The 15,060-nt window shown below is 68.2% G+C and carries 18 protein-coding genes and 3 pseudogenes; 9 read left to right on the top strand and 12 right to left on the bottom strand.

Translation table 11 applies throughout. The annotated features are described in order from the left end of the window. On the bottom strand, positions 1–442 hold a 442-nt coding region (locus ACYVO6_RS44725; protein WP_461071923.1), incomplete at its 3' end, for a transposase. A gap of 31 nt (positions 443–473) precedes the next feature. On the opposite strand from ACYVO6_RS44725, the pseudogene ACYVO6_RS44720 reads away from it, so the two are divergent. Beyond that, a pseudogene (locus tag ACYVO6_RS44720) lies at positions 474–875 on the top strand (hypothetical protein); the annotation flags it as partial. A gap of 259 nt (positions 876–1,134) precedes the next feature. On the opposite strand, the gene ACYVO6_RS44715 reads toward ACYVO6_RS44720, so the two are convergent. From ACYVO6_RS44715 to ACYVO6_RS44685, 7 genes and pseudogenes are all read right to left on the bottom strand, one after another. Next, the gene (locus tag ACYVO6_RS44715; RefSeq protein ID WP_461071943.1) at positions 1,135–1,305 is read right to left on the bottom strand and encodes a hypothetical protein; all 171 of its coding nucleotides are present in this window, start codon (positions 1,303–1,305) and stop codon (positions 1,135–1,137) included. A gap of 172 nt (positions 1,306–1,477) precedes the next feature. Beyond that, entirely contained in the window at positions 1,478–1,948 is a 471-nt protein-coding gene (locus ACYVO6_RS44710) for a MaoC/PaaZ C-terminal domain-containing protein (protein WP_461071921.1), read from the bottom strand. 571 nt (positions 1,949–2,519) lie between these two features. Beyond that, complete coding sequence (locus ACYVO6_RS44705; protein WP_461071919.1) at positions 2,520–2,858, bottom strand: zinc-binding dehydrogenase; 339 nt, start codon at positions 2,856–2,858, stop codon at positions 2,520–2,522. Continuing rightward, positions 2,857–3,051: pseudogene (locus tag ACYVO6_RS44700) on the bottom strand (zinc-binding dehydrogenase); the annotation flags it as partial. The gene ACYVO6_RS44705 and the pseudogene ACYVO6_RS44700, both read right to left, overlap by 2 nt. Positions 3,052–3,215: 164 nt before the next feature. Then, positions 3,216–3,953, bottom strand: a complete 738-nt coding sequence (locus tag ACYVO6_RS44695) for an SDR family NAD(P)-dependent oxidoreductase (RefSeq protein ID WP_461071917.1) — start codon at positions 3,951–3,953, stop codon at positions 3,216–3,218. A gap of 103 nt (positions 3,954–4,056) precedes the next feature. After that, on the bottom strand, positions 4,057–4,980 hold the full coding sequence (locus tag ACYVO6_RS44690; RefSeq protein WP_461071915.1) for a VOC family protein: 924 nt from the start codon (positions 4,978–4,980) through the stop codon (positions 4,057–4,059). Between the two features lie 87 nt (positions 4,981–5,067). Continuing rightward, entirely contained in the window at positions 5,068–5,919 is an 852-nt protein-coding gene (locus ACYVO6_RS44685) for a fumarylacetoacetate hydrolase family protein (protein WP_461071914.1), read from the bottom strand. A gap of 130 nt (positions 5,920–6,049) precedes the next feature. Between ACYVO6_RS44685 and ACYVO6_RS44680 the strand changes: the two genes are divergently transcribed. From ACYVO6_RS44680 to ACYVO6_RS44650, 7 genes and pseudogenes are all read left to right on the top strand, one after another. Further along, positions 6,050–6,781 (top strand): GntR family transcriptional regulator, encoded by a 732-nt coding sequence (locus ACYVO6_RS44680; protein ID WP_461071912.1) that lies wholly within the window; start codon positions 6,050–6,052, stop codon positions 6,779–6,781. Between the two features lie 73 nt (positions 6,782–6,854). Further along, on the top strand, positions 6,855–7,202 hold the full coding sequence (locus ACYVO6_RS44675; protein ID WP_461071910.1) for a hypothetical protein: 348 nt from the start codon (positions 6,855–6,857) through the stop codon (positions 7,200–7,202). A gap of 278 nt (positions 7,203–7,480) precedes the next feature. Further along, positions 7,481–8,437 (top strand): alpha/beta hydrolase, encoded by a 957-nt coding sequence (locus tag ACYVO6_RS44670; RefSeq protein ID WP_461071908.1) that lies wholly within the window; start codon positions 7,481–7,483, stop codon positions 8,435–8,437. Between the two features lie 280 nt (positions 8,438–8,717). Then, positions 8,718–9,620 carry an NADP-dependent oxidoreductase gene (locus ACYVO6_RS44665; RefSeq protein WP_461071906.1) on the top strand — a complete coding sequence of 301 codons (903 nt, stop codon included), beginning with the start codon at positions 8,718–8,720 and terminating at the stop codon, positions 9,618–9,620. A 97-nt stretch (positions 9,621–9,717) separates the two neighbouring features. Continuing rightward, positions 9,718–9,858 (top strand): annotated as a pseudogene (locus ACYVO6_RS44660) (alkene reductase); the annotation flags it as partial. An 11-nt stretch (positions 9,859–9,869) separates the two neighbouring features. Further along, positions 9,870–10,349, top strand: a complete 480-nt coding sequence (locus ACYVO6_RS44655; RefSeq protein WP_461071904.1) for a MarR family winged helix-turn-helix transcriptional regulator — start codon at positions 9,870–9,872, stop codon at positions 10,347–10,349. A 454-nt stretch (positions 10,350–10,803) separates the two neighbouring features. Next, a complete protein-coding gene (locus ACYVO6_RS44650; RefSeq protein ID WP_461071902.1) occupies positions 10,804–11,712 on the top strand; it encodes an SDR family oxidoreductase in 909 nt (302 codons plus the stop codon). A 74-nt stretch (positions 11,713–11,786) separates the two neighbouring features. Here ACYVO6_RS44650 and ACYVO6_RS44645 read toward each other — a convergent pair whose 3' ends face one another. Next, complete coding sequence (locus tag ACYVO6_RS44645) at positions 11,787–11,987, bottom strand: hypothetical protein (protein WP_461071900.1); 201 nt, start codon at positions 11,985–11,987, stop codon at positions 11,787–11,789. Between the two features lie 305 nt (positions 11,988–12,292). Here ACYVO6_RS44645 and ACYVO6_RS44640 point away from each other — a divergent pair, with 305 nt between their 5' ends. Then, positions 12,293–12,685, top strand: a complete 393-nt coding sequence (locus ACYVO6_RS44640) for a zinc-binding dehydrogenase (protein WP_461071898.1) — start codon at positions 12,293–12,295, stop codon at positions 12,683–12,685. A 95-nt stretch (positions 12,686–12,780) separates the two neighbouring features. On the opposite strand, the gene ACYVO6_RS44635 is transcribed toward ACYVO6_RS44640, so the two are convergent. The 3 genes from ACYVO6_RS44635 to ACYVO6_RS44625 all read right to left on the bottom strand — a co-directional run bounded on the left by ACYVO6_RS44635 (position 12,781) and on the right by ACYVO6_RS44625 (position 15,041). Then, positions 12,781–13,671, bottom strand: coding sequence for an SDR family oxidoreductase (locus ACYVO6_RS44635; RefSeq protein ID WP_461071896.1), 891 nt, complete (start codon positions 13,669–13,671; stop codon positions 12,781–12,783). Between the two features lie 65 nt (positions 13,672–13,736). After that, positions 13,737–13,919 (bottom strand): hypothetical protein, encoded by a 183-nt coding sequence (locus tag ACYVO6_RS44630; protein ID WP_461071894.1) that lies wholly within the window; start codon positions 13,917–13,919, stop codon positions 13,737–13,739. A gap of 12 nt (positions 13,920–13,931) precedes the next feature. Continuing rightward, positions 13,932–15,041, bottom strand: a complete 1,110-nt coding sequence (locus tag ACYVO6_RS44625; RefSeq protein WP_461071892.1) for an LLM class flavin-dependent oxidoreductase — start codon at positions 15,039–15,041, stop codon at positions 13,932–13,934. Positions 15,042–15,060: the final 19 nt, after the last annotated feature.

The raw sequence follows: 15,060 nt of genomic DNA, 5'->3' as shown, positions 1-15,060 counted from the left end.
TCGCGCCGCTGGGCCGTCGCGGATTCCGGGCGGGATCGCCAGTCGTAGTAGCCGGATCTGGATACGCCGAGCCGGCCGCACATGAACTCGACGCGGTATGCGTACTCCTCGGTGTCGAGCCGCATCTCGTCGATGAACTCGTACTTGCCTGCTGCCGGGGATCCTTCGCGAAGTACGCTGCGGCTTTTTTCAGGAAGGTAACTTCCATCTCCAGCTCGCGGTTGCGTCGTTCGAGTTCCTTCAGGCGCGCCCGCTCGTTCACCGCCAGTTCCGCGTCGGGAGCCGGTTCCTGCTGCTTCTGGTGCTTCTTGACCCAGCCGCGCAGCGTCTCCGGATTCAGCTCAAGCTCCCGGGCAACTTCGGAGATCGTCTTGCTCGACCTCAACGCGATCTGGACGGCTTCCTCGCGGAACTCCGGCGAGTACTTACTGGGTGGCGCCACTTCTTCCTCGTTTCCTGTTCAGGACAACCCTATGGGTCCCTGTCCGGGAACTTCGTGGCCCCTCAACCCCCGGCGGCCCCGGCTCCTGCCTCGCCTGTTCGGCGCTGCGCTCGGGCGGGCCTGGTCTCCTGACCGGGTGGATGGCCTGCTGGAGTGGCAGGAGTTGGTGATTGCTCGCATGCGGGTCGGCACGGTGCCGGCTCTGGACAACCGCAGCACCGTCGAGGGCGCTTGGGGATGCGGCGAAGTCGAAGTCGCAGGTTCCGGTGTGGCGCCACGGGCTTGCCTGGTCTGCACTGTCGGTGGACCACCAACGCATCCTCAAAACATGGACGTGGTTCCGGCGCGGGTGGAGGCGCTGCGGTCGAAGGCGAAACGCCTGGTCGTGCGTGGCTGGCCGGCTGAGCGACTTGCGCGTGGGCTGGCCTGCCCCCTTGTTCAGGGCGGAGTCCGTGATATCCGTCTGGTCGATTCCCAGGCGTGCAGCCGCGCGGAGCTGGAGGACTGCCTGCAGTTGCTGCGCCGCGGCATGGTCCGCGACGAGCTGCACGGATCGATGCCGTTGGAGGAAGCAGTCGCCGCACACGACCTGCTTGAGGCACGGGCGGTCGAGGCACCATCAATCTGTCGCGCGGGGACCACCGTGCCCCGCATCAGGATCGATGAGTTCGGCGATGTGCAGGCCCCGTCTGTCAGGGGCGAGTTGCCTGACCGGTCACCCGCTGGACGGGGTCCGCGCTGTCTGGGCAGTATGTCGGTTCGGCCATGCCGAGCGACGGGTACACCGTCGCCGGCACACGGTCGGCCTTCCACACCCCGAAGGCGCTGACCAGGTACGCCGCGCCGTTGTCGGCCACCAGCACGACGCGGTCCGCGGCCCGGCCGCGGTCAGCCGGCGGGCAGCGGCGTCGATCAGCTCTTCGAGCTCTGCGTAGCCGATGTCCTTGCCACCGTCGGACAGCGCGAGAGCAGGGGGCTGGACACCCGCCCAGTGGTCCGGGCGAGCGAGGAAGCCGCCCGGTGGTACGTCGGTCACTACTGCCTCTGGAACATGACCACCCACTGGCCCTCCTGGCACACCTCGTCGCGCTGGTTGACCACCTGCACATCGAAGGTGACCACACCACGGTCCGGCTTGGAAGAAGACGGCCGCAGCTCGGCCACCCGCTGGTGGACCCTGATCGTGTCCCCGATCCGCACCGCCGCCTTGAGGCTCCAGTTCATGCCGAGGAACGCGATCGCGGTACCGTCCTTGATGCCGAGACGCGACTCCAAACCGGTCGCCACGGCGAACACTCCGGGGCCCTGGAAGATGCGCCCCCCGAACTGGGTCTTCTTCGAGAACTCCTCATCGGTGTGCAGCGGGTTGAAGTCCCCCGAGATCCCGGAGAAGGCCACCAGGTCCGCCTCGGTGATCGTGCGGGCCGGTGTCACCCAGCTCTGGCCCAGGGAGAAGTCGTCGAAGTACAGTCCGGTCACCCCGGCCGCCGTTTCCAACACGCTCATGGCCCCCAACTTTCGTCCGTGGTCGGGCGCCTCCATCGGCGCTCCCGAGCGAGTCTGGCCGCCACCGGCAGACCGGACCATCGGCCTGGTTACCAAAGAACCATGAGCCTGGCTGAATATTTCCGAAGGGCCCAGCAGGGGACCGATCGAGGAAAGGGAGCCATGGATGGATTGTGGGATTTCCAGGAATACGTCACCGATGCGAATGCTCCGCCGACTGGGCGAACAGCACCCCCTTTACGGTCGGTTCACCATCAGGCGACTCTTGTCGCCCGCACGGTGCCCAGGAAGGGCCCATCACGCATGAGCCTCTGCTTCCCGGCGACACTCGTCAACAGACGCTGCCACGACGCGGCGTCCACTCAGGTGGCCGGCAGACAAGCTCGCCGGTCCTCTCATCGGTGATCGGGACCATATCGGAGTGAAGGGCAGGGTGCCGGCCCGGACGCGCGCGGTGGGCGCGTGCGCGAGGGCGGTCGGATCTTGGTGAGATCCTCCGCGCCCGGCGACCGGCACGCATGACAGCGGCCAGCGGCCGGGCACCGGGGGGTTGCCGGTGCCCGCCCGCGAGTCAGCCGACCTCGAGGACGAACTTGCCGAGATGGTGGTCGCGCTCGAGTGCGGCCTGGGCGTCGAGGGCCTGGGTCCACGCAAACGTCCGGTCGACGACGGGACGGAGGGCGTCGGCCGCGCTGTTGAGATCGATCTCGGCGCACAGGGCCCTGACGACTTCAGTCTTCTCCTCAAGAGTGCGGGTGCGGAATGTCGTACCGATGATCTCCAGCCGCTTGCGGGCGAGTTCCTCCATGTCCAGGACTCCCTCCGCCCCTCCGAGACGGCCGACACCGACGATGCATCCGCGCACTGCTGCGGCACGGATGTTCGCCGGGAGGTAGGGGCCTCCCAACATGGTCGACGATGACGTCGGCTCCGGCTCCGCCGGTGACTTCCTGGACCCGCTCGGCGAAGTCGTGCTCGCTCGTGCTGATCAGTTCGTCGAGTCCCAGCTGCCGCAGGGCCGTGCCGTCGCGCCCCGACCGGGAGGTGCCCAGGATCCGCCCGGCTCCCAGCTGCCGGGCGACCTGGATCGCCTGGGTGCCCACGCCACTGGCTGCGGCGGGGTGATGAGCATGTGCCCAGCGTGGCGCACCGACTCGTGCCCGAAGGCCGTGAGCCACCCGAGGCCTGCCAGACCACGGACGGCCTCACACCAGCGCCGCAACAGCCGGGGCGGAACCACTCGCCGAGGTCCTCTCCCCCACCGTGCTCATGACCGGACGAGCCCGCCGTCGACGAAGAGCGTCTGGCCGGTGATGAACACAGCATCGTCGGAGACGAGGAAGGACAACGTGCCCGTGAGGTCCTCGGGGACTTCCACCCGTCGGATGGCCTGCGCCTGCGGAGCCGCCTCGAACAGTTCCGCCGGCCCGGCCTCCGTCGTCGCCGTACGCACCAGGCTGGGCGCGATGGCGTTGACGGTGATGCCGGCGTCGCCCAGTTCGGTGGCCAGTGCCCGGGTGAGGCCGATCACGGCCATCTTGCTCGCCATGTAGTGCGCGAAGCCGGGAGCGACCAAAGCGACGGAGTTCGACGTCATGTTGACGATCCGGCCCCAGCCCCGCTCGCGCATGCCCGGCACGAACGCCTTCGCCGTGTGGAACATGGCATCGACGTTCAGGCTGAACACCGCGCGCCACTGCTCGAAGGTGATGGCGTCGAACGGCTGGATAGGATAGACACCTGCGTTGTTGACCAGGATGTCGACCCCCCCGAACTGCTCCGTGACCTCCTCCTGGGCGGCCACCACACTGGCGGGCTCGGTGAGATCGGCCTGTACGGCGATGGCCCGGCCACCCGCGTCGAGGATCTCCTTCACGACCGGGGTGGCATCGGCCCGGTCCAGCACCGCCACGGCGGCACCTTCGGCAGCCAGCCGGAGGGCAAAGGCACGGCCGATCCCGGCCGCAGCTCCGGTGACGACCGCGGTCCGGCCTTCGTGCCGCATGGTGACTCCTCTGTACGGTGTTCAGAGCCCGAAGGATGTATGCAGATACGGACCCGTCGGCGGCTTCAGCCGGCGGGGACTGGCAACGGTCGTCTCGATCTCCTCACGGCGCGCTGTGGGAGCCGGTCATCAGGGCGGCGAGGTCCTCCGGCTGAAGGAACGACGGCGGGGGCGGCGGCCCCCAGTTGTAGAGACCCTTGAGTCCTTCGAACATCCCCGGCTTCCAGAGCTGGTCGTCGAGGACGCAGTCGAGGTCGCTGTAGTACTCGGAGAAGTTGCCCGCGGGGTCCCTCAGGTACCAGAAGAAATTCGACCCGACGTGATGACGGCCCAGGCCCCAGATGTGCCGCTCGGGATTGCCTTCCAGCATGGCCGTGGCCCCGCGGCCCACCTCGTCGACGTCGTCGACCTGCCACGCGGTGTGGTGCAGGAAGTTCAGCGGGGACTGCTGGACGAGGAAGTTGTGGTGGTCGGTCGAGCAGCGCATGAAGGCGGCGAGGCCCTTGGCCTCGTCGGTGACCTTGAAGCCGAGTCCCTCGGTAAAGAACCGCTGGGTGGCCTCCTTGTCCACGGAACCGACCACGATGTGCCCGAGCTTGCGGGGCCGGACCGGTCCCTCCCGCAGGATGCCGGGGGCCCGGGTGTTGGGGCGCTCCACGCGCCCCGGTCCGTTGTACGGGGTCGGAGGCTGTTCCGGCTGGACGAGCCGCGGCATGACCCGCAGGGTGACGTCGAACCCGCCGATGGGCTCCCGGACCGAGAGCGTGTCCGCGCTTTTGGAGACCGTCAGGTCGAGCTTGGTCAGGGACTCCGCCGTGCGGCCGAGGTCGTCCTCGTCGTCAATGCCGACTTCGATGGCGAGGAGTTGGCGGGTGGGTGAGTGGCGCAGGATGAGCTGTTCACCGCCGTCCTGGGTGGCGAACCGGCCGGGTGCGGTCTCGGTGAGACCGAATTCCGCGTAGTAGGCGGTGGTTTCGGCGACGTTGGGCACCCCGATGGTGACCGACGCCATACGATGAAGGGCCATGATCTGTTCCCTCGTGGACTCGTCGTTGAGCAGAGAAGTGGCGCGATGGAGTGGAGAGGTGGCGCGGAGGAGGCTTGAGCGCCCGGGTCAGGCGAAGCAGCGCTGGCGGATCTCCCCGATGCCCTCGATGCGGCTGACGACCTCGTCGCCGGGCGAGAGGAACCTGGGAGGGGTCCGGGCCATGCCGACGCCGCTGGGAGTACCGGTGAAGATCAGGTCGCCGGGGAGCAGCGGACACACCGCGGACAGCCGGGCGATCAGCTCGCGAACCGGGAAGATCATCGAAGAGGTGCGGGCCTTCTGGACCTCTTCGCCGTTGATCGTGCAGCTGAGCTCCAGATCGTCCGGGTTGTCGAATTCGTCCGGCGTGATCAGCCACGGACCGATGGGGCCGAACCCGGGGAAGGACTTGCCCAGCGAGAACTGCGGGACCGGACCCGTGAGTTGCACCTTCCGCTCGGAGAAGTCCTGCCCGACGGTCAGCCCGGCGACGTACTCCCAGGCGTCCTCCTCCTTGACGTGATGCGCCGGCCGACCGATGACCACGACGAGCTCCACCTCCCAGTCCACCGAGCCGCTCGGCAGCGGGAGATCCCCGTACGGGCCGGTGATGCAGGTGGGAAACTTCGTGAACGTCGGCGGCGCCTCGGGGAGCGCCACCCCCGACTCCTTGGCGTGATCGTTGTAGTTCAGCCCGATCGCGAAGACCTGCCGGGGTGCCGGAACGGGAGGCCCGAGGGTGTCGGGAGCGACGACGGCGTCGGCCGTTGCCCCTGCCGCGGGGACCGCGTCGGCGGCCCACTCGCGGAACTCGTCCCATCGTTCGTAGACGGCCTGAGGATCGGACGAGAACCGATCATCGCTGAGCCGGGCGACGTCGGCTGTGTTGCCGTCGGCGGTGAGGACGGTAAGACGTTGTGCCACGGATGCCACGCGCATGTTCGCTCCTGGAGCCACATCGACCGGTGCTGTCTACCATCAACATCCGCCGAGCATTTCGGCATGTCAATACGTTTTCGAAATTCTGTTGGGGTTACGACATTGGCCCGTCTCTGCTTTACTTCAGGACATGCTCAGTGACGCACCGACGAAGGCCGGCCGGTCCGGAGCGCCGACGAGGGCGGAGAAGGTCTACGCCGAGCTCCGCAGCGACATACTCAACGGCCGCCTCGGTCCCGGAGAACGACTGCCGTTCGCCCAACTCGGCGAGCGGTACCAGGCAAGCACCGGCGTACTCCGGGAGGTCCTTCCCAGGCTCGTCGAGCAGGGCCTGGTGACTTCCGAACGGCAGTTCGGGTTCCGTGTCATGCCGGTGTCCGAGGTGGACCTACGCCATCTCACCGAGCTCAGGGTCACCATCGAGTCCCAGGCCCTGCGGCAGTCCGTCGAACAGGGCGACCTCGCGTGGCAGTCACGCCTTGTGGCGGTCCATCACACCCTGGCCGCCACTCCGATGACCGACCTGTCGGGCGCCATCAACGAGGACTGGCTGGAAGCCCACGCCCGGTTCCACGCGACGCTCAACGAGGCATGCCCGAACGGCAGGCTCCGTGGGCTCGCCGACTCCCTGCGGGCCGTCTCCGAGGTCTACCGCTGCTGGTCGGGCGTCGCCACCGACGGTGCGGGCCGGGACGTCACGGGCGAACACGGCCGGATTCTTGACGCCGCGCTCGCCGGCGACGCCGATCGTGCCGTGGCGGAACTCACCGCGCACATCCAGCGCACGACGGACGCGCTGCTGGCATCCCGCGGTGCGACTGCTCCCGACGGAAGCACGGCCCCTAGAGAAAACGGCCCCTAGAGAAACACGAGGAGCGTGATGGCAGATGCGCGAGCTCCACCCAGCGCCGTACTCACCGACCGGGTCATGCCCGGTGCCACCTGCTTCCCCGGCCCGGCTCGACTACGCCGAACACGCCGTCCGGGTAACCGACCCCGAGCATCCCGCCCTCATCGCCATCGACGACAAGAACGGCCGCGGGGCCGACTGGTCCTGGACCTCACTGAGACAGCGAACGGCGGCGCTCGCGGCGCACTTCCGCGAGCTCGGCGACCGGCCCGGCGACCGGATCGTCGGCTACCAGCCGACTATCCGCACGCCGTCGTCGCCTCCCTCGCCACGGCCAGTGCCAGCGCCGTCCGGCCCTCCTCCGGCCAGGATTTCGCCCCCGAGCGCGAGGAAGAACGCCACCTACACCGCGTTCCGCGAGGTCGGCGCGTGATCCGCACCGTGCAGCTGCTGCGCTACCTCTCGGATGCCCGCTGCGCGAGCAGGATCTGACCGCCGGGGCCTTAGGGCAGGCCGCCTGACCGGGTCGAGCGTTCGCCACCGAGGTCGTCCGCGCCGTCCGTGATGCCCTCGGACAGCTCCTACCGAGATACTTGGCCAGCCACAGACCTTATTGCTACGTTTACGTGCCCAGCCACCTAATGCGGTGGAACGTACGGATCTGTCACCTCCCGGTCGCGACACGCGACCCCCTCATCCAAGGAGACCCCCATGCGCCATGCCTTTGATCCAGAGCTCGCCCCGATCGCGGAGATACTCCCCCACCTCCCTTACGCCGATCCCCCAGCGTTCCGCCAGCAGGCCACCGAGTTCGCCGCGAGCATGCTGGGGCGCCCTGAGACGGCCATTCCCGTCGAGGTACGGGATGTGGCGGTGCCGGGCCCGGCAGGCGCGCCGGAGGTTCCCGTAAGGATCTACACTCCCAAGAGCGGCCAGGCAGCGTCCGGCGCGTTCATCTATATCCATGGCGGCGGCTGGATCGGCGGCGACGTCGCCGCCAATGACGGCCTCACGTACGCCCTGGCCGCCGAGTCGGGGGCCGTCGTGCTGTCCGTGGAATACCGCCTGGCCCCCGAGAACCCCTTCCCGGCCGCGCTCGAGGACTGCTACGCGGCCTTCCTCTGGACGGTCGAGAACGCCGCGGAACTGGGCATCGACCCCGAGCGGATCGGGATCGGAGGCGACAGCGCCGGCGCCAACCTCTCGGCCGGCGTGAGCCTGATGGCCCGCGACCGGGGCGGGCCGACGCCGTGCTTCCAGTTCCTGCGCGTCCCGGCCTTTGACGACCGCCTCGACACCCCGTCCATGGCCGAACTCACCGACACGCCGATCCTCAGGGGGTCCGACCTGCCGTTCGTGTGGGACTTCTACCTGGGCGGCCCGGGGCGTCGAGGTGGCCCCGATGTCTCCCCGTACGCCGCACCGGCCCGCGCCGAGGATCTGACCGGCCTCCCGCCCGCCTACGTCTGCGTCAGCGAGTTCGACCCGCTGCGCGACGAAGCCATCGCCTACGCCCAGCGCCTCCTCGATTCCGGCGTACCCACCGAACTCCACCTCGTGCCCGGCACCTTCCACGGTTCCCACGCCATCCTCGGGCCGAAGATCAACGAACGGGTGAACGCCGAGGCGGTCACTGTCATCCAGCGCGGCCTGAAGATCGAACAGTAAGCGCGGACAGCGTCACGTGCATGCCCGGCGCGGCATTGCGCGGCTCGCGCCGTGCGGTGCCGCGCCGCTCGCTGGAGCAGTGAGCATCCCCCACCCAGGGCCACCGCGTCTCGCGCGGCGGCCCTGGGAAACGAAACCGCCATCTCGCCGAGACCGACGCGACCGCGACCGATCCCGGCGCAGCTCGGGCCTCAGCAAATATTTGGCTAGCCACGTGTTTGCTGTTACGGTAGTTATGTGTCCAGCCACCTAAATGGGTGGTGACACGAGAGGAGTCGTCATGAAAGCCATCCTGTTCGACCGTTTCGGAGGCACGGACGTGCTGCACGAGGCGGACATCAAGGTCCCGCAGCCCGGCCCCGGGCAGGTCCTCGTCCGCGTCAAGGCGGCCGGGCTGAACGCGCTGGACGGCAAGATCCGCTCCGGGGCGCTGGAAGCCAGGTTCCCCACGCCGCTGCCCGCCGTCCCCGGTGGCGAGCTGGCCGGTGTGGTGGACGCCCTGGGTGAGGGCGTGCGGGACGTGCAGGTGGGTGACGAGGTGCTGGGGTGGTCGGACACCGGCTCGTACGCCGAGTACGCGCTGGCCACCACCGTGGCCCTCAAGCCCGCCGGCCTCGACTGGCAGCACGCCGTCGCGCTGCCGGTGGCGGGCGCGACGGCCGAGGGGGTCCTGGACCTGCTCGGCGTCGCCGCCGGGGAGACCGTGCTGATGCACGGCGCGGCCGGAGCGGTCGGCACCCTGGCGGTCCAGCTCGCCACGGCCCGCGGAGCGCGTGTCATCGGCACCGCCGGCGCCGCCAACCAGGACTACCTCACCTCGCTCGGCGCCACCGCGACCCTCTACGGCGAGGGCCTGGTCGAGCGGGTCCAGGCACTGGCCCCCGACGGCGTGGACGCGGTGTTCGACCTGGCCGGGAAGGGAGCCCTTGAGGACTCCATCACCCTGCGCGGCGGCACCGAGCGCATCGTCACCATCGCCGACCTCCGCGCGCACCAGTTCGGCATCACCTTCTTCAGTCTCCAAGAACGTTCGGCCGCCCACCTGGCCGCGCTGGCCCAGGACGCCGCGACCGGGAAGGTCGTCACCACCGTCACCGCCTACCCGCTCGCCCAGGCCGCCACGGCCCAGCAGGTCAGCGACGCCGGGCATGGCCGGGGCAAGCTCGTCCTCACCGTCGACTGATCGCGCCCGCCACGCCCTCCCACTTGGTCGTCACAGCACCAGAAGGCCCCCTCATGCTGAACTCCCTGTGGACATCGACCACCGTCGGTGGCCGACCACGGTCCTCATCCTCGCGCTCGCCAACCCGGACCTGGTCGAGCGGCTACGCTCTGACGCGCCGCTGAACACCCCCGATCCGATGACCTTCTACGGCGGCGGAGCGGTCGGCTACACCGACTACCCCACCCACACCGTCTGAGGAACCCAACCATGCCCGCCCCGACACCCCGCATCCCCACTACGGCCAGCGAGGGACCGATGAGCTACGCGATCTACCAGCTCGCCCGCGCTCACCGCGCCCGCGCCGCCGCAATGCTCCGCGAGATGGACCTGCATCCCGGACAGGAACTGCTGCTGATGCACCTCCTCGACCAGGACGGCCAGACCCAGTCCGAGCTGCTCGAAAGCGTCGACGTGGACCACTCCACCATCTCCAAGTCCCTACGCCGCATGCAGGATGCCGGCCTGCTCGTCCGCGAACCGGCCGCACACGACCGACGCGTCATGGTCGTCCACCTCACTGACAAGGGCCGTGCTATGCGCGAGCCCCTGGCAGCCATGTGGCGGGCCCTGGAGGAGACCTCCGCGCAAAACCTGTCGGCGCAGCAGGCGGAGTCCTTCGTCCGCATGGCCTACGCCATGGCCGACGCGATCAACAGCCGCGCTCTTCCGGAAGAAGAGTCCACGTAACTCACCCGTTTGCACCCCATCTGGCGTGCCCCGCTCGCCAGATGGGGTGGGATGCGAGCATGGGGTGCAAATCGTTTGGATTTGGCGGAGTCACTGCTAACTTCCGCACGTCGGGGAGAACGAGTGGTTGCGGGGCCTCAGCGTCAATCAAGCGCGAGATGTCCCGGTGCAGGCAGGCGGAACTCATCCGGGGGGCGAGGGCAACACTCCCGCGGGGACGGCGAGCCCTTCCCCATCGCCAACTGGCTGTACATCGAGGACGGCCGCATCACCCGCGTCCGGGTCACCTTCGACCTCGGCAAGCTCCTGCAGGCCGGCGGTGACCCGCGCAAACGGATCCGGCCACCAAAGGCCCGCCTCTTGAGCGACCCGGGCCGACGGCACCCACGTCCGCGGCCACCCCTGCTCCGCCCATCCACTCCCCCCACTCCTGACCTGATGGAAGTGAGACCCCATGTCCACCACCCTCCCCGTCCTCGTCGTCGGCGCGACCGGCTCCGTCGGCGGCAAGGTCGTCGACGAACTGCTCAAGCGCGGCAAGAACGTCCGCGCCCTGGTCCGGCCGACCACCGACGCGAGCAGGCTCGAAAACCGGGGTGTCGAGATCGCCCGCGGCGACATGCTCGACCTCGACTCGCTCGTCGCCGCCATGAACGGCGCCGATGCCGTCATCACCACCGCCGCCGGCTACACCCGCGGCGGCAAGAACGCGCACGACATCGACACCGTCGGCAACGCCAACCTCGCCGAGGCCGCCCACCGCGCCGGCATCCGAAGGTTCGTCCTGACCAGCATCCTCACCAGCGACCAGACGCCCCAGGTCCCGCACTTCTGGCACAAGAAGATCGCCGAGGACAAGCTCGAACAGCTCGGCGTCCCGTTCGTCGCACTGCGCCCGGGAGCGTTTTTCGACCAGATCGCGAGCATGGCGGGCGACCCGGTCGACAAGGGCCGCCTGATCTGGATGAGCAAGGCCAACGTCCCACTGACCTGGGTCCACACCTCGGATCTCGCGGTGTGCCTGGCGGCCGCGGTCGACGCCGAGGCCGCCAACGGCGAGCGCATCGACATCGGTTGGGACCGTCCGGTCAGCATGCGCGAGGTGGCCGACCTGATGGGCAGCCGGGCCGGAAAGAAGATCAAGGTGTGGACCGTCCCTTCGACCGTCACACGCGCATCAGGAGCCGTCGTCGGCCGCTTCGTGCCGGTGGTCAAGGACATGGCCGCGATGTTCGGCTGGTTCGACACGGGCCGCTATGTCGCCGACACCCGCCGGCAGGAGCAGCTGTTCGGCCTCGTCCCCACGGCCGAGGACGTCGTGGCCCGGTTCACCGACGAGCTGGGCAAGGCACGGCACCAGTGACGGGCCCGCATCCCGGTCCCGCTGCCCGGGCGGGGGTCTCATCGATGTGTGGCGGAATCGCCATGACAGATTCATCAGCGCCGGTGTGTCCATGACGATGCGCGCATCGTGCTGTCCGAGCCGGGCGGTGTGGACAAGCTCGTCGTCAAGGACGTCCCCTGCCCGCGGTGCAGCCGGGCGGGGCGCGGGATCCGGGTGAAGGCGTCCGGGGTGAACGAGTCGGAGGTGACGACCGGCAAGGGGCTCGCCGACTCGGACGTGACCTTGCCGCGCATGCCGGGCATCGAGGGTGCCGGCGTGGTGGACGAGGCCCGAGGGCAGCGGTCTGACGCCGGTCGGCCAGGTGGCGGCGATGATCGGGAGGCATGGGCCGCTCCAGCGACGGTTCCTGCGCCCAGTACCTCCTGGTACCGGTCGGCCAGGTGATCCCCGTCAGTTCGGACCTGCCGTGGTCGACGCTGGGCGCGCTGCCGGAGATGTCCGGACGGCCTCGGCTCCCTCACCACCGGCCTGGACCTCAAGTCCGGGCAGACCCCGCTGATCCGGCGGAACGTCCACGGTCGGGCTGAGCGCGGCCGCGATGGCAAAGGGCATGCACGCCACCGTCGTCGCCACCACCCGCAGCCCGGCTCGCGCCGACATGCTGCGGGGGCTCGGTGTCGATCACCCGGCGATGGACGACGGCAAGATCGCCGACATCGTACGGGCCGCCTGCCCGGACGGTGTGGACGCGGCGCTGGAGCTGGTCGGCTGCGGAGCCCTGCCGGACACGCCGGCCAGGGTCCGCGCCCACGGCACCGCCTGTTTCACCGGCGCGCTGGACGACCAGCGGACGATCCGGGACTTCGGGTTCGTCTCCTACGGCGGCGACGCGGCCGGCACCCGCGCGGTGCAGCAGCACAGCCGACTCAATGCTCGACGGCTGATCAGTCGTGTGACGGCGGGCGACGAGGATTGTGTGTCGAGCCCATGAAGGCCCCGGCGAATGCGGGCGGCAGCAATGACGGGCCGGTTGCCAGGTCGGCGGCACCCGGGTTGGGGTGGACTCTGATGAGCGCGATGACGCGGTCAGGCTGGAAGATTGTCCGAACCCGTTGGCACGGTGTGGTTGCCGAGCAGTTGGACAAATCCGTCCGGGACGAAGAAGTCGACCGCCGGCGTGGTGCCGGGTTGGGCGGAGTAGCGATCGAGGTCGTGTTCTCCTTCCGCGCGGAGGACCTCCTCGTCGATGAAGAAGTTCCCAGTGCAGTGCTCCGCCGGCTTGACCAGGATTGCGTGGGCGGCGTCGGCGACGATGGCGGGTTTTCGGCCGGCTGCCGGGCCTGTAGCGGCGGCGGCGACCACATTGCGCACAGCCGCGGTGTCGATCAACGTGAGCGGCCACAGCGAGTTGACTCCGATCCCGGTATCTCGGAGTTCTTCCGCCAGGCCGAGAGTGCACATGCTCATCCCCATCTTGGACATCGTGTACGCGAGGTGCATACCGAACCATCCGGACACCATTCCCAACGGAGGTGACAGGTTCAGGATGTGGGGGTTGTCCGCGGCCTCGAGGTGGGGCAGGCAGGTTTTTGACACCAGGAAAGTGCCACGCACGTTTACCTGATGCATCAGGTCGAAACGCTTCATTTCAGTTTCCACGGTATTCGTGAGACTGATCGCGCTCGCATTATTGACACAGATATCGATGCCGCCGAACCGTTTCACGGTTTCCGTTACAGCAGCGCTGACCTGGTCATCGGATCGAACATCACAGGTGAGCGGCAACGCCTGGCCGCCGGCCGATTCGATCTCGCGTGCGGCCGTGTAGATCGTGCCGGGGAGCCGCGGGTGGACCTCCGTCGTCTTTGCAGCGATGGCCACATTTGCCCCGTCACGAGCCGCGCGCAATGCGATCGCGAGACCGATGCCGCGGCTGCCGCCTGTTATGAAAAGCGTCTTACCGGCCAACGTCGTCATGTCATCTCCTTCAAGGCCGTTGTGCCGACCGAGCGAAACCCTCGGGCAGCACGAACCGGGTGGCGTCAGGTCATCCGGTGCGCGGGATGGCCGACCACGCCGTCGCGCTGGAGTACCACCACGGTGACCGCGCAGGCACTCGCCGCAGCGCAGACGTCACGATCAGCGAGCTCTCCCGAGCGGCTCAGGTCCGGGAGGCGGGTGGCCGTGCCGGTAATCGCTGCCGGCACGGCCCGCGCCACGGTCATGCTGAGACCGTGCTAGTCGACGGTCTCCTCACGCAGCGCGGGAATGACTTCGCGCCCGAGCAATTCATAGGAGTTCATCGTCTGTTCCTTCGTCAGGGTCCCGAACGAGCCCCAGAACAGGAGGTTCGAGGACCCGATCTCGTGCGCCTGCTTGATCAGCTTTTCGCGGACGGTGCTCGGTGACCCGACAATGAAGATCCCGAGATCGACGAGGGTCTGCCAGTCGACCGGACCGGATCCGGCGAAGGGACGGAAGAACGACTGGTAGAACTCGGTGTCGTACCCCTCAGGGACGGTGTTCTCGATGTCCTTCCAGACGACGGACTCCTTGTACAGCCCGAACATGTGGTTGAGAGCGGGCTCGGCGATGGCGCGGGCTTCCTCGTCGGTTTCCGCGACGAAGACGTTCCTGAGCACCATCACGGTCTCCGGCCCTGAAGGGTTCCCCGCCTTTTGCGCCGCAGCACGATACCTGTCGTGTGTGGCACGCAGTTGCTGGGTGGGCTGGAAAGCCGTGGAGATGCGGTAACCCTGCTCGCCACACCAGTCGATGGTCTCCGGACTGAGTGCGGTGATCCAGATCGGAGGCCGCTCCGACATGGGTTGCCGCGGCTGCGGCCACATCGACGTCTCCACGAAGTTCGCGTACTCGCCGGAATGCGTGAAGACCGGCTTCGAGAGCATCTCTTCGATCAGACGCAGACCTTCTTGGAATCGGGCTCGCGTTTCCTTCAGCGGGATGCCTTCGCGGAGGAACTCCCGTTCGTCGACACCCCGGCCGAGGCCGATCTCGAGCCGCCCGTGGGTGAGATAGTCCAGCATCGCGTACTCTTCGGCCAGCCGGCGCGGGTTGTGCATCGGCAGGATGTTCGCCATGACGCCGAGCTTCAGCCGCTGGGTGCGCTGAGCGAGCGCGGCGACCAGAAGATTGGCGGACGGGCTCAAGGCGTAGGGGGTGTAGTGGTGTTCACTGAAGAACATGCCCTCGAATCCGACACGCTCGGCCAGCTCCCACGTGTCGAGGTGCCAGTCGAAGAGATCCTGAGTTGCCTTGGTGTCGAACTTCGTGGGGTCGGGGGACCACGGGTAGTTGAAGTTGTCGAACAGCCAGGGGGTGATCATTTTTTGGCCTCCGTCGTCA

Source organism: Streptomyces pseudoechinosporeus (assembly GCF_054783935.1).
This window is presented reverse-complemented; position numbering and strand designations above follow the sequence as displayed.